We start from the raw sequence: 25,153 nt of genomic DNA, 5'->3' as shown, positions 1-25,153 counted from the left end.
GATTACGCTGCGCTCCATCCGGGCTGCGCGGCTCCCTGTGGTTATGGGCCTTCGCCGGGACGACAATGAGTGTGTGGCAAGGTCCTGGCTTACGCGGCTACCAGCCTTGTTTTCTTCAAATTGCGCCGCAATTGATGTATCGAGATAAGCCAATGGTCACGATGTGACGGCACAACGCGCTTGGCTTCTCATTTGGAGATATTCCGATGTCGCTCGATTCGGACATCATCGTCGATCGCCGCAGGATCCGCCGCAAGCTGACGTTCTGGCGCGTGATGGCCGCGCTGATCGCGATTGCGGCCATTGCCGGCTTCGCGCTGGTCGCGACGCCCGGTGCGCGCGGCACCTTCGCATCCGCCGGCTCGATCGCGCGGGTCCAGATCGATGGCCTGATCCGCAGCGATTCCGACCGCACCCAGGCGCTGGAGCGGCTGGAGAATTCGCAGGCCGCCGCCGTCATCGTCCACATCAACTCGCCCGGCGGCACCACCGCCGGCTCCGAGCAGCTCTACGATTCGCTGGTACGGCTGAAGGCGAAGAAGCCGCTCGTCGTCGTGGTCGAAGGCCTTGCCGCCTCCGGCGGCTACATCACGGCGATCGCGAGCGACCACATCATCGCCCAGCAGAGCTCGCTGGTCGGCTCGATCGGCGTGCTGTTCCAGTTTCCCAACGTCACCGAGCTCTTGAAGACCGTCGGCGTCAAGGTCGAGGAGGTGAAGTCCTCGCCGCTGAAGGCCGCGCCCAACGGTTTTGAGCCGACCAGTCCCGAAGCGCGCGCCGCGCTCGACGCGCTGGTGAAGGATTCCTATGCCTGGTTCAAGGGACTGGTGAAGGAACGGCGTGGCATGGATGACACGCAGCTCGAAAAAATCGCCGATGGCCGCGTCTTCACCGGACGCCAGGCGATCGATCTCAAGCTGGTCGACCAGCTCGGCGACGAGAAGACGGCCGTGACCTGGCTGGTCGAGCAGAAGGGCGTCAAGAAGGGGCTCACCGTGCGCGATTACAAGCTCCAGCCCCGCTTCAGCGATCTGCCGTTCCTCAGGACGGCCGCGGCCATCACGCTGGAAGCGCTTGGCTTAGGCTCGATTGCGCACCAGATCGGACAAACCGGCGTGGCGCAGGCGGTCGATCGCTTCGGAATGGATGGAATGCTGGCGTTATGGCAGCCGGCAGCGTCGAATTGACCGGAACCGGGCGAGCTTCGGAGGTTTTTCGCGTCTGGCGAGCGTCGGGGCAGCCCTGTTTTTTGGCATTTGTCACGCATTTTCACGACGCTCAACCTTGATTTAGCGTCTTGACAGATCAAGGTATTTTCACGGAAATGGTCATCCGCACGCTTCCGGGTCCTATCTCTCGATGATCAAATCCGAACTTGTTCAGCGTATCGCCGAGCACAACCCGCATCTGTACCAGCGGGATGTCGAGAACATTGTGAATGCGATCCTCGAAGAGATCGTAGCGGCGCTTGCGCGCGGTGATCGCGTCGAGCTGCGCGGCTTCGGTGCCTTCTCGGTGAAGCATCGCCCGGCACGCGCCGGGCGCAATCCGCGCACGGGCGCCCATGTCCCCGTCGATCAGAAGAGCGTTCCGTTCTTCAAGACCGGCAAGGAAATGCGCGAACGGCTGAATCGCGACCATCCGGATCCCGGCGGTACAGACTGAGTCCGGCGTCAGGGTTTGCCGCGGCCGGCTAGCGGTGCGGCCGGACGCTTTGATTCAAGGCGAGCGAAGCGAGATGCGAAAGTTCCTGACCGCGCTGATCGTGATTCCGCTGGGTCTGCTCCTGGTGACCTTCGCCGTCGCCAACCGGCATTTCGTCACGGTCTCCTTCGATCCCTTCATGTCGAACGACCCGTCATTGTCGGTGACGCTGCCGCTGTTCCTGCTGCTGATCCTGGTGGCTGCGCTGGGTGTCCTGGCGGGCGGTTGCGCCGTCTGGTTCGGTCAGCGGCGCTGGCGGCGCTCGGCACGCCGGCATGAGGCGGATGCGCGGGCTGCCAGGACCGAGCTCGCCGGTCTGCGGGCCTCGATGACCCCGGCGCGGCCCGAGCCGCAACGTCTCCCGGCCCCCTCCGGGGTGGGCCTTTACGGGCCCATCGGGCGAGACAAGCAGCGCGCGACGTTGTAGAAGCGGCCGCAACCGAAAACCCGGTTTTCCAGCCGCGGGCCCGCGGCCCCCATTTGCTTTGAGACCATGTCCCTGCTCGTCAAAATCTGTGGCCTGTCCACGCGCGAGACGCTCGAAACGGCGCTCGACGCGGGCGCCGACATGGTGGGGTTCGTGTTCTTTCCGCCGTCGCCGCGGCATCTGTCGCTGGAGGCGGGGCGCGAGCTCGGCCGGCAGGTGCAGCGGCGTGCGCTCAAGGTCGCGCTCACCGTCGATGCCGACGATGCCACGCTCGACAACATCATGGACGCGCTGTCGCCGGACATTTTCCAGCTGCACGGCAAGGAAAGCGTGGCGCGGCTGCGCGACATCAAGCAGCGGTTCGGCCGCCCGGTGATGAAGGCGGTGCCGGTCGAGGTCGCGGCCGATCTCGCCGTGCTGCCCGGCTACGCCGCGATTGCCGACCGCATCCTGTTCGACGCGCGCGCGCCAAAGGATGCGACGCGTCCCGGCGGCCTGGGCGCGCCCTTCGACTGGCACCTGCTCGAAAACCTCGATCTGAACCTGCCCTTTATGGTCTCCGGCGGCCTGCATGCGCAGAACGTCGCCGAGGCCCTTCGCGTGACCCGCGCCTGCGGTGTCGACGTGTCCTCCGGTGTCGAGAGCGCCCCCGGCGTGAAAGATCCGGAGATGATCAAGGCCTTCATTCGCGCATGCCGCGCCACGCAAGAGTTGAGCGTCCGATGAACATCGCCAAACCAAACTCCTATCGCAGCGGCCCCGACGAGCGCGGCCATTTCGGCATTTTCGGCGGCCGTTTCGTCGCTGAAACCCTGATGCCGCTGATCCTCGATCTGGAGAAGGCCTACACCGCGGCCAAGGCCGATCCGGCCTTCCAGGCCGAGATGAACGGCTATCTCAAGAACTATGTCGGCCGGCCCTCGCCGCTCTATTTCGCCGAGCGTCTCACCGAGCATCTCGGCGGCGCCAAGATCTACCTGAAGCGCGAGGAGCTCAACCACACCGGTTCGCACAAGGTGAACAACGTGCTCGGCCAGATCATGCTGGCGCGGCGCATGGGCAAGAAGCGCATCATCGCCGAGACCGGCGCCGGCCAGCACGGCGTCGCCACCGCGACGCTGTGCGCGCGCTTCGGCCTCGAATGCGTGGTCTATATGGGTGCCGTCGACGTCGAGCGGCAGCAGCCCAACGTCATCCGCATGGAGATGCTGGGCGCAACGGTGGTCCCGGTGCAGTCGGGCACGCGCACGCTGAAGGACGCCATGAACGAGGCGCTGCGCGACTGGGTCACCAACGTGCACAACACGTTCTACTGCATCGGCACGGTCGCCGGTCCTCATCCCTATCCGACGCTGGTGCGCGACTTCCAGTCGATCATCGGCAATGAGACCAAGGCACAGATGCAGGAGGTCGAAGGACGCCTGCCGGATTCGCTGGTCGCCTGCATCGGCGGCGGCTCCAACGCGATGGGCCTGTTCCATCCTTTCCTCGACGATTCCACCGTCGAGATCTTCGGTGTCGAGGCGGCCGGCCACGGACTGACGCAGTTGCATGCGGCGTCGATCGCGGGCGGCCGTCCCGGCGTGCTGCATGGCAATCGCACTTATCTGCTGATGGACGCGGACGGCCAGATCCAGGACGCGCATTCGATCTCGGCCGGTCTCGACTATCCCGGCATCGGCCCCGAGCATTCCTGGCTGCACGAGATCGGCCGCGTGAATTATCTCTCGGCGACCGACGACGAGGCACTCGCCGCATTCCAGCTGCTGTCGCGGCTCGAAGGCATCATTCCCGCGCTCGAGCCCGCCCATGCCATCGCCAAGGTGATGGAGCTCGCGCCGAAGCGGCCGAAAGATCACCTGATGGTCGTCAACCTCTCCGGCCGCGGCGACAAGGACGTGCCGCAGGTCGGCGACATCCTGAGGGGCAAAGCCAAGTGACCACGCGTATCGACACCCGTTTCGCCGAGCTGAAAAAGCAGGGCCGCTCGGCCTTTGTCACCTATGTGATGGCCGGCGATCCCGATCTCACGACGTCGCTCAATATCGTCAAGGCGCTGCCCAAGGCAGGCGCCGACGTCATCGAACTCGGCATTCCCTTCACCGATCCGATGGCGGATGGTCCCTCGATTCAGGCCGCAGGTCTGCGCGCGCTCAAGAACGGCATGACCTTGAAGAAGACGCTGGAACTGGTGCGCGACTTCCGCAAGGACGACAACGTCACGCCGCTGGTGCTGATGGGCTATTACAATCCGATCTACATTTACGGCGTCGACAAGTTTTTGGCTGATGCCAAGACGGCCGGCGTTGACGGCCTGATCATCGTCGATTTGCCGCCGGAGGAAGACGACGAGCTCTGCATTCCCGCGCTGAAGGCGGGCCTGAACTTCATTCGCCTCGCGACCCCGACCACCGACGACAAGCGCCTGCCCGCGGTGCTCGCGAACACATCAGGCTTTGTCTATTACGTCTCTATCGCCGGCATCACCGGTGCAGCGGCGGCGGACGCCAATGCCGTTGGTGAAGCTGTCGCGCGCATCAAGCGGCATACCAAGCTGCCGATCTGCGTTGGCTTTGGCATCCGCACGCCGGAGGCGGCGCGCGCCATTGCCGAGAAGGCCGATGGTTCGGTGGTCGGCACCGCGCTGGTCGATGCGCTCAAGAACAGCCTCGATGCGGAGGGCCGGGCGACCGCCAAAACCGTTAACGCCGTCGCCGAATTGACGGCGGCCCTGGCCCAGGGCGTCAAAGGCGCGCAACAGGCGGCGGAATAGGCCATAATTCCGCTCTCAGGGCGGGTGACACGGCGGCTTGCCGGGGGAAGCTCCGGCCGCCATATATCCCTTCAGGCGATCCAGGTGTGGATTCGCTAATCGGAGCAAATCATGAATTGGCTCACCAACGTGGTCCGGCCGAAAATCCGCAATATCCTGCGGCGGGAGACGCCGGAGAATTTGTGGATCAAGTGCCCGGATTCCGGACAGCTCGTGTTCTACAAGGACGTCGAGGCCAACCAGTTCGTCATTCCCGGCTCCAACTACCACATGCGCATGGGCGCGGTGGCGCGGATGAAGTCGATCTTCGACAACGAGACCTGGTTCGACGTCGCGTTGCCTGATGTCACGCCCGATCCGCTCAAGTTCCGTGACGAGAAGAAATATGTCGACCGCATCAAGGATGCGCGCGCCCGGACCAATCTGAACGACGCGATCAAGGTCGGCTACGGCAAGCTCGAAGGTGCCGCGGTCGTCATCGCCGTGCAGGATTTCGATTTCATGGGCGGCTCGCTCGGCATGGCCGCGGGCGAGGCCATCGTGCGCGGGCTGGAGCTTGCGGTCGAGAAGAAGTCGCCGTTCGTCGTGTTCGCGGCCAGTGGCGGCGCGCGCATGCAGGAAGGCATCTTGTCGCTGATGCAGATGCCGCGCACCACCGTTGCCGTGCAGATGCTGCGCGAGGCCAAGCAGCCCTACATCGTCGTGCTGACCAACCCGACCACGGGCGGCGTCACCGCGTCCTACGCGATGCTCGGCGACGTGCAGATCGCCGAGCCCGGCGCGCTGATCGGCTTTGCCGGCGCGCGCGTGATCGAGCAGACCATCCGCGAAAAGCTCCCCGAGGGCTTTCAGCGCGCGGAATATCTCAAGGAGCACGGCATGGTCGACATGGTCGTGCACCGCCATGATTTGCGCCCGACGCTGGCACGGCTCTGCCGTCTCCTGACCAGGTCGCCGGCGCTCGAGACCGCGTCGAAATCGGCGCAGCCGGTGTTGAGCCCGGCGCAGATCGTATCGGCCCCCGACGTGGCGCCGGCCGCGCCGCACGCGTGAACGCCTCCGCGGACAGCGCAAAACCGTCGCTCGGTGAATTGATCGGGCGGCTGTCGGCCCTGCATGATAAGCGCATCGATCTCGGGCTGGAGCGGATGCACCGCCTGCTCGAGCGGCTCGACCATCCCGAGCGCAAGCTGCCGCCGGTGATCCACATCGCCGGCACCAACGGCAAAGGTTCGACGCTCGCCTATCTGCGCGCCACGCTGGAGGCGGCGGGCCTGCGCGTTCACGCCTACACCTCGCCCTATCTGGTCCGCATCAACGAGTGTTTCCGGCTCGGCCGCGCCGGCGGCGGCGTGCTCGTCGGCGACGACGAATTGCGCGCGGCGCTGGAAGAGGTCGAACGCGTCAATGCCGGCGAGGCTGCGACCGTGTTCGAGCTGGAGACCGCCGCTGCCTTGCATTTGTTCGCGCAGAATCCGGCCGATGTGGTGCTGCTCGAAGTCGGCCTTGGTGGTCGGCTTGATTCGACCAATGTGATCGACACGCCTGCGGCCTGCGTGATCACGCCGGTCAGCATGGATCATATGGATTTCCTTGGCGATACCCTGACATCGATCGCCGCCGAGAAGGCCGCCATCATCAAGCGCGGCGTGCCCGTGATTTCGGCCGAGCAGACGGGCGAGGCGATGGCCGTCATCGAAGCGCAGGCCAAACGCATGCGCGCGCCACTGTTTGCCGCCGGCGAGGGCTGGCATGTCAATGTCGAGCACGGGCGGCTGGTCTATTCCGACGATCGCGGCCTGATGGATCTCGCGGCGCCACGCCTGTTCGGCCGCCACCAGTTCGACAATGCCGGGCTTGCGATCGCAACGCTGCGCGCCATCAGCGCCTTCAAGATCAATCAAGCGGCGTTCGAGGCCGGCATCGTCGGCGCCGAATGGCCGGCGCGGATGCAACGCATCACGGCCGGCGCGCTGCTTGGCTGGGGACCGCAGGGCTCGGAGATCTGGCTCGACGGCGGGCACAATGCCGAGGGCGGTCGCGTCGCGGCGGCCGCGCTCGGCGACCTCGAAGAGCGGGTGTCGCGGCCGCTGGTCGTGATCGCCGGCATGATGGCCAACAAGGATGCGCAGGCTTTCCTCGCCAATTTCGCCGGCCTGACCCGTCACATCATCGCGGTGCCGATTCCCGACATCGAGAATGCGATGCCGCCCGATCGCCTTGCGGATGCCGCGCGCAGCCTCAGCATGCGCGTCGAGATCATGCCCGGCGTCGAAGTCGCGCTGCGCGCGCTGTCACAGCTCGCCTACCAAGTGCCGCCGCGCATCCTGATCACCGGTTCGCTCTATCTCGCCGGCCACGTGCTCGCCATCAACGGCACGCCTCCTGCATAGAGATCCGGGCAACAGGAAATGCCAATGCGTTTTGCCGCGATTGCCGACGTCCATGGCAACCATCTCGCGCTGGAAGCGGTGCTCGCCGATATCCGCGCACAAGGCATCGCCGAGATCGTCAATCTCGGCGACATGCTGAGCGGTCCGCTGGATGCGCGGCGCACCATCGACATCCTGATGAAACTGGATGCCGTGCATGTGCTCGGCAATCACGATCGCTATCTGCTCGACCGGCCGCCCGAGGCAATGGGCTCATGGGACCGTCCCGCCCATGCGCAGCTGGATAGCCGGCATCTCGATTGGCTCCGCACGCAGCCGATGACGCGGGTATTCCGCGACCAGGTCTTGCTCTGCCACGCGACGCCCGGCGACGATGAGGTCTATTGGCTCGACACCGTGCATCCCGACGGCACCGTCGCGCTATCGCCGCTGGACCGGATCGAGCAGCTCGCGCAAGGCATCACGCAGCCGCTGATCCTGTGCGCCCACACCCATCTCGCCCGCGCCGTGCGGCTGCGCGACGGCCGGCTGATCGTCAATCCCGGCAGCGTCGGCAGCCCCGGCTATCGCGACACGCATCCGTCCCCGCATGTCGTCGAAGCCGGCACCCCGCACGCGCGCTACGCGATCCTCGAATTCGCCGACGGCGCCTGGCAGGTGACGTTCCGCCATGTCGTCTATGATCACGAGGCGATGGCCGCGCTCGCACGCCGTAACAATCAGCCGGAGCTGGCGCATGCATTGGCGACGGGGTGGATCAGCTAGCGCAGGCGCGTAGCCCGGATGGAGCCAACGGGTCGGCGCGAAGCGCCGCCCGATGACAGGCTCCGCGCAATCCGGGGGCCGACATCACGCATGGAAATCCCGGATTACGCTTCGCTCCATCCGGGCTACGAGCCGGCAATTGCCGATCTTGATATTTATGCAGGCTCGCTTGTTATAAGCAGGCTTGCATAAGGGAGGCGGCGCCATGATTGACCAAGAGGTCTGGCGGAGCGAATACGCGGTCGAGACATCGGCAGGCGCAGAGACGATCTGGAGCATCTTCCGCGATGTGCCCGGTTGGAAAACCTGGAACGCAGGTATCGAGGAGATCGACATCGACGGGCCATTTGCGGCCGGAACCTGGTTCACGATGAAGCCTCCCGGCGAGGAGGCGCTGCGCTCGCAGCTGATCGAGGTCCGCGAGAACGAGTGTTTCATCGACGAAACGCGCGTCGGCGATCTCGTCATCAAGGTCGCCCATCGCATCGAAGCCCTTGGACCGACGCGTACGCGTGTCGTTTACGCCGTCGACGCTAGTGGACCCCAGGCCTCCGAGATCGGTCCCGCTGTCGCGTCGGACTTTCCCGATGTTCTCGCCAGTCTGGCTAAACTCGCCGAAACGAGATCGGCATGACGCGGATCAGTCGCCGAGTAGCCCGGATGGAGCCAACGGGTCGGCGCGAAGCGCCGCCCGATGACAGGCTCCGCGCAATCCGGAAATCGTGCCGCAAGTGACGGCGGCCCCGGATTGCGCTGCGCTCCATCCGGGCTACCGGCAAAACAAMACGGCCGGCTTTCGCCGGCCGTTGCACAAACCTTCTGACGCGACGCGGATCAGACCGCCGACGTGATCCACTGCTGCAGCTTCGCCTTCGGCGCCGCGCCGACCTGGCGCGAGGCCATCTCGCCGCCCTTGAAGATCATCAGCGTCGGGATCGACATCACGCCATACTTCGACGCGGTCTTCGGGCTCTCGTCGACGTTGAGCTTGACGATCTTGACCTTGTCGCCCATCGCGCCGGCGATCTCGTCGAGCGCGGGGGCGATCATGCGGCAGGGGCCGCACCATTCGGCCCAGAAATCGACGACCACAGGACCGTTCGCCTTGAGCACTTCGGCTTCGAAATCGGTATCGGAAACCTTGCCAACGGCCATTGGAGTACCTCGTTCGGTTGAAAGAATCGACGCGACCTGGAATCGCGCCGGGGATCATGGCGTCAACCTATGAACGGCTCCTTGCCGGGTCAAGGACGCTCACGCCGACATGAAGGGATGCCAGCGCCGCGTCCAGCGCGGGGGCTGAAATCTCCATATATTCAAGGGCCTCGGTCCAGAGCAGGACGGCCCGGATCGGCCTTTGGGGATAAAGCCGGGCCAGCACCGCCCGGTACAGCGCAAGCTGCCGGACATAGGCCGCCGGCGCCGCGGCGGCGCTCCTCGGCGCGGCCTGGTTGGTCTTGAAATCGACGATCAGCACCTCATCCGGACGGACGACCAGACGGTCAATCTGCCCCGACACCAGCGCCGGCGGACGACCTGGGCGCTCCAGTCGGCCGGCGATGGCGACCTCGGCCCGGCTGCCGGCGGCAAAGACGGGCGCAAAGCGCGGCTCGGCGATCAGCGCGAGCACCTTGTCGGCCAGCGCGGCGCGGTCGGCCTCGGCCCAGTCCGCGGCATTGCGGGCCATGAAGCCGAGCGCGGCCTCGCGCCGGCGCCCGGCGGCGATGTCCGGCAAGGATTGCAGCAGCCGGTGCACCAGCGTGCCGCGTTGCAGCGCAAGTGCGCGCGACTGGACCGATTCGCCGGTCCGCACGCTGCGGCCCTCCTCGGCGGCCTGGCCCGACGGGCGCACCGGATCGTCGTCGAGATGTTCGCGCGGCGCCGGCGTGCGCAGCCAGGCCGGCAGCGCGACCGTCCGGTCCACCGAGGCCGCCGGCGTGCCCAGCGCCGCGACATCCGCCGGCCGGGCGAATCGCGTCACCTTGCCGAGCGGCGTCTCGACCGTCTGCTTCTCCAGGCCCGAGCCGGTGAGCCCGGTGTCGATCAGGTCGTACCAGCTCAGCTTGCGGACCGTCTTCCTGTTACCCGGCAGGCAGCCGCCGACGATCAAACGGTCAGCAGCGCGCGTCATTGCGACGTAGAGCAGTCGTCGGTACTCGTCCTCGGTCTCCTCGATCATCGCGTTGCGTGCCTCGGCGACCAGCTTCGGATCGTCGGCCTTGCGGCCGGCCCAGACCACCACCTCGCCGCCATTGCCGCGCGGGACCTGGATCAGTTGCAGCCGCTGCGAGTCCGAAGGCGAGGACGTGGTGTCGACCATGAACACGACCGAGGCCTCCAGGCCCTTGGCGCCGTGCACGGTCATCACCCGCACCTCGTCGCGCGAGATTTCCATGTCGCGCTTCACCTCGGTGTCGGCCGAGCGCAGCCAGGCCATGAAGCCTTGCAGCGAGGCCGGCGCCTTGCGCTCATAGTTCAGCGCGAGCTCCAGGAATTCGTCGAGCGCGTCGTTGGCCTCAAAGCCGAGCCGGCGCAGGATGCGCGCGCGACCCTTGTCGCCGCCGAGCAGCCAGGCATAGAAGGCGAACGGCGTCTCGTCGCGCGCACGCGCCTCGCAGGCCTCCAGGCGCCGCAGCGCTATTGCGAACTTCTCGTTTGAGCCCGCATGCTCGCCGAGCGCGCGGCGCAGCGATCCCTTGCGGTCATGGGCAAGCTGGAACAGATCGTCGTCATCGAGGCCAAACAGCGGGCTCTTCAGCGCCACGGCGAGCGCGAGATCGTCCTGCGGCAGCAGCAGCGCATCGGCAAGGTTGATCAGATCGATGATTGCGATGTGCTCGGTCAGCTTCAGCCGGTCGGCGCCGGCGACCGGGACGTTGGCGTGCTTCAACGCCTGGATCACGGCATCGAACGCATTGCCGCGACGGCGCACCAGGATCAGCATGTCGCCATAACGCAAGGGGCGGCGTTCGCCCTCGTGCCCCGTCAGCGTGCCGCTCTCGACCAGCCGCTTGATCTCGGTCTGGATGCGGCGGGCGAGCTTCACCTCGGGGCTGGTGACGGCGACGCCGTCGAACGGCGCGCGCCAGCCCTCGATATCCTGCCGGTCGTCGGCTTCGGCGAGGTCCCACAGCTCGATGACGCTCGGACCCGCGTCGGCGAGCGCATTGTGCAGGGGATGGCCGGTCTCGACCGAATGGATGCTCTTGTAGATCGCGGGCTCGCGAAAGACGTGGTCGACCGCATGCAGGATCGCGGCGCCCGAGCGGAACGAATAGGTGAAGGCGACGGGGTCGAATTTCAGCCCGGCGGCGGTGAATCTGCGGTGCAGCTCGCGCCGGCGCGCATCGAATTCATGCGGTGCCGCGCCCTGGAACGAGAAGATCGACTGCTTCTCGTCGCCGACGGCGAAAACCGTGCGGTTCAGCCCCTCGCGCGCGCCTTCGCCGGCGGTGAACTCGGAGATGATGTGGGCGACGATGTCCCATTGCCGCGGGCTCGTATCCTGGGCTTCGTCGATCAGGACGTGATCGACGCCGCGGTCGAGCTTGTAATGCACCCAGCCCGACGAGACGCGGTTCAGCATTGCCAGCGTCTTGTCGATGAGGTCGTCGTAATCGAGCAGACCGCGCTCCTGCTTCTCGCGCCGATAGTTTGCGGCGGCAGCGGTCGCGATATGCAACAGGGCAGCGGTGCGGTCGCGCACGGTGACCGCGCGGCGCTTTTCGATCAGTCCACCGATGCGTTGCGCCTCGGCCTCGAACAGGCGGGCGACGGACGGATTTTGATCGCAGAACTTCTTGGTCAGCACCGCCTTGCGCGGCAGCTTCTCGTCGGTGAGGAAGACACCGAGATAAGCATCGACCTGTGCGGCGCCGGAAAAGACTTTTGCCTCGCGCAGGCGGCCTGCCTGGTCGTTGTCCGATTTGCTGCCGTCTTCCAGCGCAAAGGCGATATCGTCCCAGCGCGATCGCGGCAGGAACGGACCATCGAGGATATCGTTCTCGACATCCTCGATGCGATCGCTGGCGTCGATGCCCAGCACCGCCGCCATCTCCGCGGCCGCGGCTTCGGCGTTGCCGGCCTGGTCGGTCCAGGCCATGAAATGATCGCGGCTCAGGCAGGCTTCGCGCACGACCTCCTTGAGGGTGACGTCGGCGGCGTTCGCCATCGCGGTCAGCAGCGCGCCGCCGGTGACACTTTCCGGATTGCGCGCGGCCTCCAGCAGCACCTTCAGATTGGCGCGCTCCATCATGTCGGTCTGGTCGCGTTCGTCGATCACGGCGAAGCGCGCCGGCACGTTGGCCTCGAACGGAAACTGCTGGAGCAGGCGCGTGCACAGCGCATGAATGGTCTGCACCTTCAGCCCGCCCGGCGTTTCCAGGGCGCAGGCGAACAATTTGCGCGCCTCGCGGCGCAGTTTGGAATTCGGGTGCGGGATGCCGACCGCGCGGATCGCCGCATCCAGCGCGGCATCGTCCAGCGTGACCCAATGGCCGAGCGTGGTGAACACGCGCTCGGCCATGTTGGCTGCGGCAGCCTTGGTGAAGGTGATGCAGAGGATCTTTTCCGGCGGGACGCCCGACAGCAGCAGGCGGATCACCCGTTGCACCAGCACATGGGTCTTGCCCGAGCCGGCATTGGCCGAGACGAAGGCCGAGGCCGTCGGATCCGAGGCGCGCGCCTGCGTCGCACGCACCGTATCGGGAATGGGACGCGGGGCCTTCACCATTCTTCAATCCCCAGTCCGCCGGCCGCGGACCATTCCTTGATGCGGGCGAGATCGTCATAGGTGCCGTAGCGATTCGTCCACATCGGCAGGTTCAGCGAGGTGTAAGGCTGGTTCTCGTCGTCGAAGGCGCGGATCAGCGCCTCCAGCTTGGCCCGCGCTTCGGCGGCCGCAATGTCCGGCGGCTGCGGCTCGTCGCCCTGCTTGTACTTGAGCTCGAGGATGCGCTCCTCGCCGGGCGGATTGTTGCCGCTGAGGCGGACATAGACGAGCTGGCTCACGGATGCGCCGGCGTCGATGTCGGGAAAGCCGCCCTCGCGCAGGATCGCGGCTTCCAGGGTGAGCTGCGGCGACAGGCCCATGCGGACCTGCTTGCCGGTCGGCGGCTGGCCGGTCTTGTAGTCGAGGATGGCGTAGCCGCCGCCCTGGCGCCGCTCGATGCGGTCGGCGCGGGCGGAGAGCTGGAAGCTGCGCTCATGGTCGAGCCTGATCGAGATCTCACCGCGGGTCTCGGCGGTGATGGCTTCGATCACGTCTCGCCGCGCMGTCTCCCATTCGCCAAACCAGCGCGCGATGCGCTGGAAGCGCGGCCACCACAGCGCCCGCGCCTCGGGCCGCTCCATCAGCGGCGCAAAATATTTTTCGCCGATCGCGCGCAGCACGCGGGCGGGATCGGCGGGCAGGCGCGTTGCATAGCTTTCCGTGAATTCGCCGAGTGCGTCGTGGATCGCCGAGCCGCGATCGGCCGCCGAGAGCGGCATGTCGACGGGGTCGAGCGCGTCGAGCCGCAAAATGTGCTTGGCGTAGATCGTATAGGGATCGCGCAGCCAGTCCTCGATCGCGGTGACCGACATCTTCAGCGGCCGCGTCGCGCGCGGCGGCCGCGGCTCGGGCTGCTTGATCGGCTTGACGTCGTCGGGCTGGTCCAGCGCGCTTGCGAACTGCACATACTGCTCGCCGGCGCGGATCGCCGCCTTCCAATGTGCGTCGCCCGCGACCGCCTCGAGCCGGTGCAGGAAGCGCGAGGCCACCGCCGGCGCGCCGCCGGCTTTCGCGGAATGAGTCAGGATCACTTCATCGGCGCCGAGCAGCTGCGCAAAATCGTGGGCGGAGAGGCCGATGCGGCGCTCCGGCAGATCGAGGCCGAGCTCATGCCGCATCGGCCGGCTCAGCCAGGGATCGATGCGCGGCGCCGGCGGCCAGACGCCCTCGATCAGGCCGCCGACGATGACACGGTCGGCCTGCATCAGGCGCGATTCCAGCGGACCGTAGATATGAAGCCGTGCGCCCGGCCTGTCCCGACGCCGCACCGCGCGATCGCCGAACGCGGTCTGGAAGACGTCCGGATAATCCGGCAGCGGAACCATCAATCCGCTGGTCGTGCCACCGCGCAAGAGATCGTCGAAGGCGCCGGCGAGCGCGAGGCCCTCGCGCTCCTCGAACGCAAGCGAAATGCCCTGCTCATCGCGCGACAGCTCGACCAGGATCTCGCGATGCCGGTGCGCGAGCTCGGCGAAGTCATATGGTTTCGACGAGGCCAGGCTCTCGATCGGCGCCAAGGCGTGTCGCAAGGCATCGATCAGCGCCTGGATGCGATCGAGGTCCTCCGCCTTGAGACGTGCGCGCGGCTCCGCGCGGTGCAAGGCGGAAACCTCGCCGCGCCACAGTTTTGCGAGCTCCTCGCGAAAACGGCCGAATTCGCGCGAGAGGCCTGCCGTGCCCGCAGGAGGCCGCGTGCCGCGCAAGACGGCAAGCTCGAGCCCCTCGATCGCCGTCTTCCACGCGCCCGGTCCGCGGCCGAGCCGGCACAGCGGATGTTTCAGCATCGCGAGCAGTGTCGGCGGCTCCAGTCCCTTGGTCGCCGCCTCCGCCGCGAGGCGCGCAAAGACGCCGGCCGAGGTTTCCATCAACACGTCGCCGCCGGAATCATCGAAAGCGAGGTTCCATCGTGTCAGCGCGGCCATCACCCGCCGCGCCAGCGCGCGGTCCGGCGTCACCAGCGCCGCCGATTTGTCGAGATGCCGCGCCTCGCGCATCGCAATGGCGATCGCAAGCGCCTCCATCTCGGGATTGGGAGATTCGACGACCGCGAGATTCGCCATGCCGGCGGTGATCTTTGCGGCCACATCCGGTTGCTTCAGGCGGTCGTGCCAGATCTCCGTCTTCGCCGATGGCCGCATCGATTCGGATGCCAGCAGATCCCGCCCACCTTCCGCCGGCGGCTGGAGAATATCGACATCGCTGCGCTTGATGCCAAAGCGCTGCAACAACGCGTGCATGGCATATTGCGGATGGTTCGATGCCGGATGCTCGGCGAACTTGCCGAGTGCATCGCGCACGCCGCCGATGGTTCGCCAGGCGTCCTCGTCGAGATCGGTGTCGAGTCCCGGCAGCACCACCGCGCCATGCGGCAGCGATGCGACCGCGAGGAGGAATTTTGCGGTGGCTGGCATCGAGCCGGTCGAACCGGCCGCAATCACCGGCCCGCGCGGATGCGCGGTCAACCGCTTGGCCTCCGCCGCGATCAGAAGATCGCGCCGCGCCGCGGGCTCGATCCGGTTGATCTCGGCGAGATGGCCGGGCCAGGCGATGCGCGCGATGCGCAGGAATTCGAGCGAGTGCTGCCAATATTGATCGAGCTGGTCAGGCACGAGGCCGTCGAGCGCACTCCAGTCGACGCCACGCGTGACCATGTCGTCGATCAGGCGTGCGAGATCGGAGGCGAGCGCAAGCGTCGAGGCGGGGCCGCCGACCACCAGCGGTGCCAGCACCGGGCCCTTGGCCCAGGCCGCAACCAGCCGCGCCAGCGTCAGCCGCCGGTCGAGCTCGCCGAGCCGCGGCGGAATCTCGAGCGGGGCTGCGCTCGAAAACTGCTCGGCTTCGTCGGCGAAGGCGAGCTCGTCCTCGTCGATGTCGCCGAGCGCGACGATGCGCGGCAGCACCGCCGCGTCCGCCTGCATCTCGTCGAGGAAGATCTCGCGAACGACGCGCATGGCGCGCCGCGTTGGCAGATAGAGCGTGGCGTCCGCAAGCCGCGCCGGCTCGTTGCGCGCCTCGAAGCCGTCGACCAGCCGGCCGTCGAGCAGGCTCGATACGACCGTGCGCAGGAACGGAACTGAGATGGGAACGCTGAAAACGCGCATGGGCTGCCTGATTCGGGATCAGGCGCCAATATAGGGCGGCGGACTCAAATGGATATGGGCGGAGGGGAGATCGTCCCCGCTCTCCCACTGTCATTCCGGGGCGATGCGAAGCATCGAACCCGGAATCTCGAGATTCCGGGTTCGCGCTTACGCGCGCCCCGGAATGACGGGAGGCCTTACGCCACGCTCTCCAGAAACGCCTCTTCCGCCGCGTGCACGGCGTCGGGGGTGCCGACATGCATCCAGACGCCGTCGAGGCGCAGGCCGAACAGCCGCTCCTGCTCATTGGCGCGGTCGAACATCTTCGTCAGCGAGAACTCGCCCGTTGGCGCGCCGGCGAAGATCGACGGCGACAGAATGGCCGCGCCGGCATAGACGAACGGAACGACCTCCTTTTCCTTGCGCTTGCGCAAGGCGCCGTCGGGCAGCATGCCGTAATCGCCACGGCCGCCATAGCCGATGCTGGTCGCGGTCGGCGCCATCAGCAGCAGGATGTCCATCCGCGCCGGATCGAAGTTTTCCGCAAGGCGYGCCAGGTTGGAGCGCACGCCATCGATCCACAGCGTGTCGGAATTGACATGGAAGAACGGCGCATCGCCGAGCAGCGGCAGCGCCTTGACCACACCGCCGCCGGTGCCGAGCACCTGGTCGCGCTCGTCCGAAATGGTCACGCGCGGATGCCGGCGGCCCGCGACGTGGTCGATGATCTGGTCCGGCAAATAGTGCACGTTGACGACCGCCTCGGTCACGCCGGCCTGGCCGAGCTTGTCGAGCACATGGTCGAGCAGCGGCTGGCCGGCCACCGGCACCAGCGGCTTCGGCATCTTATCCGTCAACGGACGCATGCGCAGGCCAAACCCTGCGGCGAGCACCATGGCTTTGGTCGGTTTGACGGACATCCTTCGCCTTTTTCGGACCTTTTGATTTCGCGTTCGCAGCAATCCTAGCACGGGCCTCGGTCAGCTGCACCGAACCTCAACCGCCTTAATCACCCGCCGTGACGTTTGTACGACGGGTGTTGCCATCATGCTCCGACGGCTGTGGAGCGCACTTTTTTCTTTCTGTCGCCCAGCTTGAGGAAATTGACGCCGATCTGGTCGCCATTGACCCAGGCCAGCTCGCAGCGGCGGTAAGCAAGTCCGGTGGACGACAGCAGCAGAAAGAATTCCTTCAGATGGAGGCCTTCGACCGAGCCGTCGATGGTCAGCTTGGCGCCGCTCTCGGAGACGTCCTCCATGGTGCAGTCGCGCCGCCAGGTGCCGTCGATCCCCATCATCTGGGCCGCAATCCCGCGCTCGAAAACAACCCGGCTATTCCCCCGCTGGTCCGTCTTCACCGCCATCTGCCCTGCTCCAGCCCCGTCGTGATCCGGCTGCTCGCCTCCAGAATACCGGCGTCTTGGCTAACAGCCGGTAAATCGGCCTCGAATCAGGATTGGGGCGGCGGGACGTTGGCGAGATACCAATCGCGTAAAGGGCCAAGCGCGGGATGCGCCAGCGAACGCTGGAGATAGGTCCAGATCCGCGGCTGGTGGCGCAGATAATGCGGCTTGCCGTCGCGGCGGTTGAGGCGGGCAAAGGTGCCGAGCAGGCGCGTATTCCGCTGTGCCGACATGATGACATAGAGCTCGGCGAAGCCGGCCGGATCGAAGCTCGCATCTTCCGCGCGGCGCGTCTTGATGTAGCGCGACAGCAGCGTCAGCTCGAGGCTTTCGGGCACGTCGATGCGGGCGTCCTGGAGCAGCGAGACGACGTCGTAGGATTGCGGTCCGAGCACGGTGTCCTGGAAGTCGATCACGCCGACGCGTGCGATGCCGGTGCGCTCCGAGAGCCAGATCAGATTCGGCGAGTGAAAATCGCGGATGATCCACGTCTTCGGCGCCGCCAGCGGCTTCTGCAACAGCTCGCGCCACATCGTGAAAAATTCCGCGCGGGCCGCCTCGCTCAGCGGAGCATTGCGGTCGGGCAGATACCATTCCGGCATCAACCCGATTTCGATCAGCAGCGCCTCGGCGTCGAAGACCGGAATGGCGTAGGTCTGCTCAGCCAGCGGCAGCGTTTCCGGCAGCGTCCTGCCGTGCAGCGCGGCCAGCACATCGGTCGCGGCTTCGTAGCGCGCGGACATCGGACGCGGCGGATCGCCTTCGATCACGCCCTCKCTGCCGAAATCCTCGGTGATCAGGAAGCCGTGGTCGAGATCGGAGTGATGGATCGCGGGCGCGGAGATGCCTTGCGCGCGCAGGCCTTCGTCGATCGCCACGAAGGGTTTGACGTTCTCGGCGAGATGCACCGCGGCGCTGTAGGATTTCCCGCCGTAGACGGCTGCGCCGTCGGGACGCTGCGGAAAGTTCATGAGGATGACGATGCCGTCGTCGCGGATCAGCCGCGCATAGGAACGGGTCGAGGCGTCGCCGGCCATGCGCTCGCGCGTCGCGCCGATGTAGCCGGATGCGTCGAGGAATTCGCGCAGCGCCTCCAGCCGCGCGACCTGGGCTGCGCCCTTGCCGTAACCGGTGATGTCGGCGGCGCGCGCGTTCGAGCCTAGCGCCGGCCGGTGCGTCAGCGCGATGTCGATGCGGTCTTCGGGCATGGCCGACGGCGCCCGCTCCGGCCATTCGATCAGCACGAGCGTGGCGTCCGGCAGCGGCGACAGCCCGATCTCCTCGAGCTCGCTCTCGTCCTCGACGCGATACAGATCGGCATGCATCACGGAGAATGGCGGCAGCTCGTAGCCCTGCACCAGGGTGAAGGTGGGGCTCGGCACCTCCAGCGCCCCGTCGCCGGCGAGATAGCGGATCATGGCGCGCGCCGCCGCGGTCTTGCCGGCGCCGAGATCGCCGGTGAGCGTGATGACGTCGCCGGGTCCGACCAACAACGCAAGGTCGGCCATCAGCTCTGCGGTGGCCGTCTCGTTGACGAGCGCGACGGAGAATGTCGCTGACGTGGTCGTGGGCGCGCTCATTCGGCGGCGTCGCGATGCGCCGCCTGGTCGGTCGGGAAGTCGCAGATCACGACCGTGCCGCTGCCCACGATCGAATCCACCCGCACCTTGCCACCATGCAGCTCGACAAAGGAGCGCACCAGCGACAGCCCGAGCCCGGCGCCGCGATGACGCGAGCCCTGCGAGCGGCTTTCGAACCAGTTGAACACCTTGTCCTTCATGTCGGCGGGTATTCCAGGCCCGGAATCTGTCACGGTGAAGACGACATTGCGGTCGGTTCGGCGCGCGCTGATGCCGACAGTGGAATCCTGTGGAGAGAAGCCGACGGCATTGGCCAGCAGGTTGTAGAGCACCTGCACCACGCGCTTCTCGTCGCCGGTGAAGCTGCCGACATCCGGGGCGATCTCGACCTTGAGGCGGATGCGGTCGGTGGCGAGCCGGTCCTGGATGCCTTCGGCGGCAAGTTCGATGGCCTTGGTGACGTCGACCGGTCCGAGTTCCAGCTTCATCGCGCCGGCATCGATGGTCGCAAGATCGAGGATGTTGTTGGTGAGCGCGAGCAGCGCGTTGGTCGATTTGGTGACGTAGTCGAGATATTCGGCCTGCTTCGGCGTCAGCGGGCCGGTCGAGGGATCGCTGAGGAAGTGGGCGAAGCCGATGATGGTGGTCAGCGGCGAGCGCAGCTCGTAGGAGACGTGGTGGACGAAATCCACCTTCATCTGGTCGGCGGCCTCCAGCGCCTCGTTGCGCTCGCGCAGCGCGCGCTCGACGTTCTCGGTGTCGGTGATGTCCTGGAACGTCAGCATGGTGGCGCCGTCGGGCAGCGGCCGGATCATGCCGTCGAGCACGCTGCCGTCCTTGCGCTCCAGCTTGAGCGGGACGTCGGCACGGTTCTCGATCGACGTGATGGCCTCGCGGATCTGCCGCCAGACGATCGCGTCGTCGAACAGTTGATGGCACCAGCCTTCGACGGTCTGGATGTGCGGCTCGTCGCGCATGGCGTCGCTCGACAGCTTCCACATCCGGACGAAGGCCGGATTGAACAGCTGCGCCTTGCCGTTGCTGCCGAACACCGCGACGCCCTCGGCGAGGCTGTCCAGCGTCTCGCGCTGGACCCGGATCAGGCCGTCGAAGCGGCGGGCGAGCTCGAGGCCTTCGGTGACGTCGTCGAACAGATAGGTGACGCCGCCTTCCGGGTTCGGCGTGGTGACGACGGAGAGCGCGCGGCCGTCGGGCAGGAACCAGGTGTCCTTGGTGGTCTCGACCGCGCGATAGGCCTCGTGCAGCTTGGTTTTCCAGGCGCGGAAGTCCGGTTGCTCCGGCAGTTTGCGTGCGGCGCGGAGCTGGTCGAGCACGCTGGAATCGTCGGGGCTGCCGTCGAGGAAGGTGCGGTCGAGGTCCCACAGCCGCCGGTAGGAATCGTTGTAGAAGGCGAGCCGCCGCTGGCCGTCGAACAGGGCGACCCCGGAGGAGAGCTGGTCGAGCGTGCGGCGATGCGCTTCCGCCATCCGCACCAGCGCCGAGCTCAGCGCGTCGGCCTCGCTGGCATCGATGGCGACGCCGACGCTGCCGCTGCCGACCTTGACGGCGCGCACGTCGTAGATACGCCGCTCGCCGCCGATCACGATCGGCAGCCGCGAGGTGAAGCCGGCGGCGTCCTTCAGGCCGCGTTCCATGGCGGTGCGGTCGGCACTGTCGAGCAGCTCGAGCTTGCGCTGCTGGGCATCGCCGACGCTGGTCGCCTCGGTGGCACGCACATAGGCGGGATTGGCGAAGGTCAGTGCGCCGTTCTCGCCCTTGGCCCAGATCGGCCACGGCGCCGCCGCGGCAAAGCCGCGCAGCATCTCGGTCTCGTCGGAGAGCGCCTTGTAGCGCAGATTGGTCTCGGCCAGTTCGCGGCGCAGGCCCGACAATTCGCGGATCCGGACAATGGCCTGACCGCCGATGGCGCGGCCGATGGCCTCGAGCGTGCGGCCGTTGGCCGTGGTCAGCGTGATCTGGAACCCGTCGCCGCGGTCACGAAGCGCATCGACCGCGTGATCGATCTGGAGCGCCGGTTCCGGCGGCAGCCAGGTTCCGAACGCGAGCACGCGTTGCGGAGACGAGTCGCGCGGCAGCACCATCGAGATGTCGCCGGAAATCTGCGCGCGATTGTCGCCGGCCGGCCAGGAGATCAGGATCTGCGGCTCGGCGAACAGCAGCGCGCCGAAGCGGTCGGCCTGGAGCTGCAGGTCCCCGATCCGCGTCCGCAGCCGCGCCTCGTTCGTCGCCGTGCGCACGCGCGTGCGCATCAGAAGAATCGCAGCCAGGACCGAGAAGCCGAGCAGGGCCAGTGCGGTCGCCAGCACCGCGAGTTCCTGCCGGTTGAAGTCCAGCACGATGGAGAGGGTGTCGACGAGGTCGGCCGCCTCGGCCGGCGCAGCCGGCAGCAACGCCGCGAGAGCACTTCCCACAAGGCCGTCGCGCACCAGGGATGTGCATGACAGCAGCGTCCGACGCATCGACACGATCACGCCTGACATAGTTGCCCCAAGACCGCACGGATTTGCGCGCGGCGACCCCCGTCGCGCGCGAATCAAAGGACAATACCCCCACCGTGACTCCACCGGTAAGAGTCCAGATCGTGAACGCAAACGTAGCCCCACAAAAATGCCGGCCGGGCGGTTCCAACCCACGTAATTCCTCGGGTGATTCGGCTGAAGCTGTCGTGCGTTAGCGCGTCACGCAGATTGGCTGCCACGATGCAGGTGCGCTCCCTCCCCGCTCGCGGGGGAGGGTTGGGGACAGGGTGTTTCCGCAACGGGACAATCCCCCAGAGGAAAGAGCCCTCACCCGCGTCGCTTCGCTCCGCGACCTCTCCCGCAAGCGGGAGAGGTGTATCCAACACTCAGCCCGGCTAGCGGCCGGTCGAGCCGAAGCCGCCGGCGCCGCGATCGGTCGCCGACAGCGTCGCCACGGGAACCAGCGCGGCCTGCACCATGGGTGCGATCACCATCTGCGCGATGCGCTCGCCGCGCTTGATCACGAAGGGAACCGCGCCGTGATTGATCAGGATCACCTTGATCTCGCCGCGATAGTCGGCGTCGATCGTGCCCGGCGAGTTCAGCACGGTGACGCCGTGCTTGGCGGCGAGCCCCGAGCGCGGCCGCACCTGCGCCTCGTGCCCGGGCGGCAATGCGATCGCGAGGCCCGTCGGCACCAGCGCATACTGGCCCGGGGCAAGCGTCACAGGTTCGCCGTCCGGAACCGCAGCCATCAGGTCGAGGCCCGCGGCCTCCGCGGTCTGATAGGCCGGCAGCGGCAGTCCTTCGGCATGGGCCATGCGTTGCAGTTCGACCGTGACTTTCGTGCTCAAGATGCGGGCTCCAGGGATTTGCCGATCACGCTCTTGACGATGTGCGCGATCAGTTCGGTGGCGACCTGTTCCTTGGTCATCACCGGCCAGGAATCAACCGCGATCTCGGCGTTGTTCTCGTCATTCTTGCGGCTGATGAGATGAACGGTGTTGCGGTCGCCGCCCATCACCCCGGTTGCGGGCGAAACGTCGTTGGCGACGATCCAGTCGCAGCCCTTGCGCTGGAGCTTGGACTTGGCGTTGTCGATCAGGTGCTCGGTCTCGGCGGCGAAGCCGATCACCAGCGGCGGGCGCTTGTCCTCAAGCTTCGAGATCGTGGCGAGGATATCGGGGTTCTCGACCAGCTGTAGCGGCGGCATGCCGGCCGAGGTCTTCTTCAGCTTTTGCTCGCCTTCATTGGCGACGCGCCAGTCGGCGACCGCGGCGGCGAAGATGGCGATGTCGGCTGGGAGCGATCCCTGGACCTGCTCCAGCATCTGCCGCGCCGATTCCACATGCTTCACCGTCACGCCCTGGGGATCGCCAAGATCGACCGGGCCGCTGACCAGGATCACCTCGGCCCCGGCGGCTTGGGCGGCTGCGGCAATGGCAAAGCCCTGCTTGCCGGAGGAGCGGTTGGCGATGTAGCGCACCGGATCGATCGGCTCATGGGTGGGGCCTGCGGTGATCAGCACGCGCTTGCCGGCGAGCGGGCGCGGCACCGGCGGCCGCAGCAGGCGCTCGGCGGCAGCCGCAATCTCGACCGCCTCGGACATCCGGCCGATTCCGGCTTCGCCTGCTTCGGCCATCTCGCCGGAATTGGGCCCGATCAACACCACGCCATCGCGCTGAAGCAGGCCGACATTGCGGCGCGTGGCGGCGTTGTTCCACATCAGCGGATTCATCGCCGGCGCCAGCAGCACCTTGCGGTTGGTCGCGAGCAGGATGGCGCTGGCGAGATCGTCGGCGTGGCCGTTCGCCATCTTGGCCATCAGGTCGGCGGTCGCCGGCGCCACCACGATCAGGTCGCAGTCGCGCGCCAACCGGATATGGCCGGCGTCGAACTCGCTCTGGGGATCGAACAGGTCGGTATAGACGCGCTCATGCGAGAGCGCACTGACGGCCAGCGGCGTGACGAATTGCTGTGCCGCCTTGGTCAGCACGCAGCGCACCTCGACCCGCCGCTCCTTCAGGCGGCGGATCAGGTCGAGCGACTTATAGGCGGCGATCCCGCCGCCGATGATCAGGGTGACGCTGGCCTCAGGCAGGGCGCCGGTGCGCGGGGACGTGGCCGCGGGGGATGCCGCGGGCGGCACCGCGAACGGCGTCAGCGGCTCCTCGCGGCCCTCGATCAGCTCCCGCAGGATGACCCGGACCTCTTCCTCGACCGACCGGCGGTTCTTGGCCGAGCGCAGGCGCAGATAGGTTTTGACGTTCTCGTCGAGCTTGCGGATGGTCAGGCTTGCCACGACACCCTCCAGCACGGAATGATAGCGATGCTATCATCTCTATGATTGCAGTGCAATCATAGATTCCGGACGGCGATGAGGATGCCGATGAAGGTCGCGGCGATGATCCAGAGCGCCACGGTGCGCCAGCGGTTCTTGCGGCCCTCGCTGCGGCCCATCGCCGCGATGCTCTCCGGCGACAGCCGCAGGCCCTCCCGCGTCATGGTCTCCAGCTGCTCGAGCACGATGACAGAGCGCTGCGCGATGTCGGGAAGCCGCATCAGCACGCGCGCGAGGTCGCCGGTGCCGGACAGCGCGCCCTGGACCCGGCCGATCGGACCGAGATTGCGCTCGATCCACTCGCGCACCACGGGGTCGGCGACCTTCCAGATGTCGAGCCTGGGATCGAAGGCGCGCGCCACGCCCTCGACCACGACCATGGTCTTCTGCAGCAGGATCAGCTCGGGCCGCGTCGTCATGTCGAACAGGCCGGTGACCTCGAGCAGCAGCGTCAGCAGCCGCGCCATCGAGATCTCCTCGGCGGTGCGGTTGTGGATCGGCTCGCCGATGGCGCGGATGGCCTGCGCGAAATTCTCGACCGAATGATGCGCGGGCACGTAGCCCGCCTCGAAATGCACCTCCGCGACGCGGCGATAGTCGCGGGTGATGAAGCCGAGCAGGATTTCCGCGAGGAAGCGCCGCTCCTTCATGCCGAGCCGGCCCATGATGCCGAAATCGACCGCGACGAGACGTCCGGCCTCATCCAGGAACAGATTGCCCGGATGCATGTCGGCGTGGAAGAAGCCGTCGCGCAGCGCGTGCCGCAGAAAGCTCTGGATCACCTTGCGGCCGAGATCGGGCAGATCGACCTGCGCCTCCGCCAGGCGCTTGTGATCGTTCAGCGCGATGCCGTCGATCCACTCCATCGTCAGCACGTTGTGCGTGGTGCGGTCCCAGTCGACGGTCGGCACGCGGAAATCAGGATCGTCGCCTGTGTTCTCCGCCATCTCCGACATTGCAGCCGCTTCAAGCCGCAGGTCCATCTCTATCGCGACCGAGCGCGACATCGTGTTGATGACCTCGATCAGGCGCAGCCGCCGTGCCTCCGACGAATAGGCCTCGGCCTTGTACGCGACGAAGAAGAAATCCGAGAGATCACGGCGGAAGCGCGCAGCTACGTTGGGCCGCAACACCTTGACCGCAACCGACTTGCGGACACCGTCGCGCAACACCTCGCCGCGATGCACCTGCGCGATCGAGGCGGCGGCGACCGGCTGGCCGAAGCTTGCGAACACGTCCTTGAGCGGCCGCTCCAGCGACGTCGCGATCGCAGCCTCGGCTTCTTCCTGCGAAAACGGCGGCAGGCGATCCTGGAGGCTTTCGAGGTCGCGCGCCATGATGACGCCGACGACGTCCGGGCGCGTCGCCAGGAATTGTCCGAGCTTGAGATAGGCCGGGCCCATCCGCGTCAGCGCGCGCGACAGCCGTGGCCCATGC

The 25,153-nt window shown here is 66.7% G+C and carries 20 protein-coding genes; 10 read left to right on the top strand and 10 right to left on the bottom strand.

What is annotated here, in order from left to right; translation table 11 throughout:
• Window positions 1-206: 206 nt before the first annotated feature.
• The 10 genes from sppA (at window position 207) to ACXJL8_RS07330 (ending at window position 8,696) form a co-directional block, all read left to right on the top strand.
• Complete coding sequence (gene sppA, locus ACXJL8_RS07375) at window positions 207-1,187, top strand: signal peptide peptidase SppA (protein WP_456618552.1); 981 nt, start codon at window positions 207-209, stop codon at window positions 1,185-1,187.
• Window positions 1,188-1,359: 172 nt separating this feature from the next.
• Window positions 1,360-1,665, top strand: a complete 306-nt coding sequence (locus ACXJL8_RS07370) for an integration host factor subunit beta (RefSeq protein ID WP_456618551.1) — start codon at window positions 1,360-1,362, stop codon at window positions 1,663-1,665.
• Window positions 1,666-1,738: 73 nt separating this feature from the next.
• Entirely contained in the window at window positions 1,739-2,131 is a 393-nt protein-coding gene (locus ACXJL8_RS07365) for a lipopolysaccharide assembly protein LapA domain-containing protein (protein WP_456618550.1), read from the top strand.
• Window positions 2,132-2,197: 66 nt separating this feature from the next.
• A complete protein-coding gene (locus ACXJL8_RS07360) occupies window positions 2,198-2,857 on the top strand; it encodes a phosphoribosylanthranilate isomerase (protein ID WP_456618549.1) in 660 nt (219 codons plus the stop codon).
• Window positions 2,854-4,071 (top strand): tryptophan synthase subunit beta, encoded by a 1,218-nt coding sequence (gene trpB, locus ACXJL8_RS07355; protein ID WP_456618548.1) that lies wholly within the window; start codon window positions 2,854-2,856, stop codon window positions 4,069-4,071. Before ACXJL8_RS07360 ends, trpB begins: the two co-directional genes overlap by 4 nt.
• The gene (trpA, locus tag ACXJL8_RS07350) at window positions 4,068-4,904 is read left to right on the top strand and encodes a tryptophan synthase subunit alpha (RefSeq protein WP_456618547.1); all 837 of its coding nucleotides are present in this window, start codon (window positions 4,068-4,070) and stop codon (window positions 4,902-4,904) included. The genes trpB and trpA overlap by 4 nt, the downstream gene beginning before the upstream one ends.
• A 111-nt stretch (window positions 4,905-5,015) precedes the next feature.
• Window positions 5,016-5,957, top strand: coding sequence for an acetyl-CoA carboxylase, carboxyltransferase subunit beta (gene accD, locus ACXJL8_RS07345; RefSeq protein WP_456618546.1), 942 nt, complete (start codon window positions 5,016-5,018; stop codon window positions 5,955-5,957).
• Window positions 5,954-7,297: a bifunctional folylpolyglutamate synthase/dihydrofolate synthase gene (locus ACXJL8_RS07340; RefSeq protein ID WP_456618545.1), complete on the top strand. Its 1,344-nt coding sequence runs from the start codon at window positions 5,954-5,956 to the stop codon at window positions 7,295-7,297. Before accD ends, ACXJL8_RS07340 begins: the two co-directional genes overlap by 4 nt.
• A gap of 24 nt (window positions 7,298-7,321) precedes the next feature.
• A complete protein-coding gene (locus tag ACXJL8_RS07335; RefSeq protein WP_456618544.1) occupies window positions 7,322-8,062 on the top strand; it encodes a metallophosphoesterase family protein in 741 nt (246 codons plus the stop codon).
• 205 nt (window positions 8,063-8,267) lie between these two features.
• Window positions 8,268-8,696: an SRPBCC family protein gene (locus ACXJL8_RS07330; protein WP_456618543.1), complete on the top strand. Its 429-nt coding sequence runs from the start codon at window positions 8,268-8,270 to the stop codon at window positions 8,694-8,696.
• A gap of 200 nt (window positions 8,697-8,896) precedes the next feature.
• On the opposite strand, the gene trxA is transcribed toward ACXJL8_RS07330, so the two are convergent.
• The 10 genes from trxA to ubiB all read right to left on the bottom strand — a co-directional run.
• Complete coding sequence (trxA, locus tag ACXJL8_RS07325) at window positions 8,897-9,217, bottom strand: thioredoxin (protein WP_007598398.1); 321 nt, start codon at window positions 9,215-9,217, stop codon at window positions 8,897-8,899.
• A gap of 67 nt (window positions 9,218-9,284) precedes the next feature.
• Entirely contained in the window at window positions 9,285-12,794 is a 3,510-nt protein-coding gene (gene addA / locus ACXJL8_RS07320; protein WP_456618542.1) for a double-strand break repair helicase AddA, read from the bottom strand.
• A complete protein-coding gene (gene addB, locus ACXJL8_RS07315; RefSeq protein ID WP_456684815.1) occupies window positions 12,788-15,934 on the bottom strand; it encodes a double-strand break repair protein AddB in 3,147 nt (1,048 codons plus the stop codon). The genes addA and addB overlap by 7 nt, the downstream gene beginning before the upstream one ends.
• A gap of 176 nt (window positions 15,935-16,110) precedes the next feature.
• A complete protein-coding gene (locus ACXJL8_RS07310; RefSeq protein ID WP_456618540.1) occupies window positions 16,111-16,833 on the bottom strand; it encodes a nucleotidyltransferase family protein in 723 nt (240 codons plus the stop codon).
• Between the two features lie 125 nt (window positions 16,834-16,958).
• Complete coding sequence (locus ACXJL8_RS07305) at window positions 16,959-17,276, bottom strand: PilZ domain-containing protein (protein WP_456618539.1); 318 nt, start codon at window positions 17,274-17,276, stop codon at window positions 16,959-16,961.
• Between the two features lie 86 nt (window positions 17,277-17,362).
• Entirely contained in the window at window positions 17,363-18,895 is a 1,533-nt protein-coding gene (gene tsaE, locus ACXJL8_RS07300; protein ID WP_456684814.1) for a tRNA (adenosine(37)-N6)-threonylcarbamoyltransferase complex ATPase subunit type 1 TsaE, read from the bottom strand.
• A complete protein-coding gene (locus ACXJL8_RS07295) occupies window positions 18,892-21,396 on the bottom strand; it encodes an ATP-binding protein (RefSeq protein WP_456618537.1) in 2,505 nt (834 codons plus the stop codon). The genes tsaE and ACXJL8_RS07295 overlap by 4 nt, the downstream gene beginning before the upstream one ends.
• A gap of 374 nt (window positions 21,397-21,770) precedes the next feature.
• On the bottom strand, window positions 21,771-22,229 hold the full coding sequence (gene dut, locus ACXJL8_RS07290; protein ID WP_456618536.1) for a dUTP diphosphatase: 459 nt from the start codon (window positions 22,227-22,229) through the stop codon (window positions 21,771-21,773).
• Window positions 22,226-23,677 carry a bifunctional phosphopantothenoylcysteine decarboxylase/phosphopantothenate--cysteine ligase CoaBC gene (coaBC, locus tag ACXJL8_RS07285; protein WP_456618535.1) on the bottom strand — a complete coding sequence of 484 codons (1,452 nt, stop codon included), beginning with the start codon at window positions 23,675-23,677 and terminating at the stop codon, window positions 22,226-22,228. The genes dut and coaBC overlap by 4 nt, the downstream gene beginning before the upstream one ends.
• Window positions 23,678-23,733: 56 nt before the next feature.
• Window positions 23,734-25,153 (bottom strand): 2-polyprenylphenol 6-hydroxylase (ubiB, locus tag ACXJL8_RS07280; RefSeq protein WP_456684813.1); only part of this gene is annotated, 1,420 nt, incomplete at its 5' end.

This window comes from Bradyrhizobium sp. P5_C11_2, from assembly GCF_054049755.1.
This window is presented reverse-complemented; position numbering and strand designations above follow the sequence as displayed.

Bases quoted from the DNA above. Each gene is read 5' to 3' on its own strand.
- sppA (WP_456618552.1), top strand. From the start codon at position 207: ATGTCGCTCGATTCGGACATCATCGTCGATCGCCGCAGGATCCGCCGC.
- ACXJL8_RS07370 (WP_456618551.1), top strand. From the start codon at position 1,360: ATGATCAAATCCGAACTTGTTCAGCGTATCGCCGAGCACAACCCGCAT.
- ACXJL8_RS07365 (WP_456618550.1), top strand. From the start codon at position 1,739: ATGCGAAAGTTCCTGACCGCGCTGATCGTGATTCCGCTGGGTCTGCTC.
- ACXJL8_RS07360 (WP_456618549.1), top strand. From the start codon at position 2,198: ATGTCCCTGCTCGTCAAAATCTGTGGCCTGTCCACGCGCGAGACGCTC.
- trpB (WP_456618548.1), top strand. From the start codon at position 2,854: ATGAACATCGCCAAACCAAACTCCTATCGCAGCGGCCCCGACGAGCGC.
- accD (WP_456618546.1), top strand. From the start codon at position 5,016: ATGAATTGGCTCACCAACGTGGTCCGGCCGAAAATCCGCAATATCCTG.
- ACXJL8_RS07335 (WP_456618544.1), top strand. From the start codon at position 7,322: ATGCGTTTTGCCGCGATTGCCGACGTCCATGGCAACCATCTCGCGCTG.
- ACXJL8_RS07330 (WP_456618543.1), top strand. From the start codon at position 8,268: ATGATTGACCAAGAGGTCTGGCGGAGCGAATACGCGGTCGAGACATCG.
- trxA (WP_007598398.1), bottom strand. From the start codon at position 9,217: ATGGCCGTTGGCAAGGTTTCCGATACCGATTTCGAAGCCGAAGTGCTC.
- addA (WP_456618542.1), bottom strand. From the start codon at position 12,794: ATGGTGAAGGCCCCGCGTCCCATTCCCGATACGGTGCGTGCGACGCAG.
- ACXJL8_RS07305 (WP_456618539.1), bottom strand. From the start codon at position 17,276: ATGGCGGTGAAGACGGACCAGCGGGGGAATAGCCGGGTTGTTTTCGAG.
- ACXJL8_RS07295 (WP_456618537.1), bottom strand. From the start codon at position 21,396: ATGTCAGGCGTGATCGTGTCGATGCGTCGGACGCTGCTGTCATGCACA.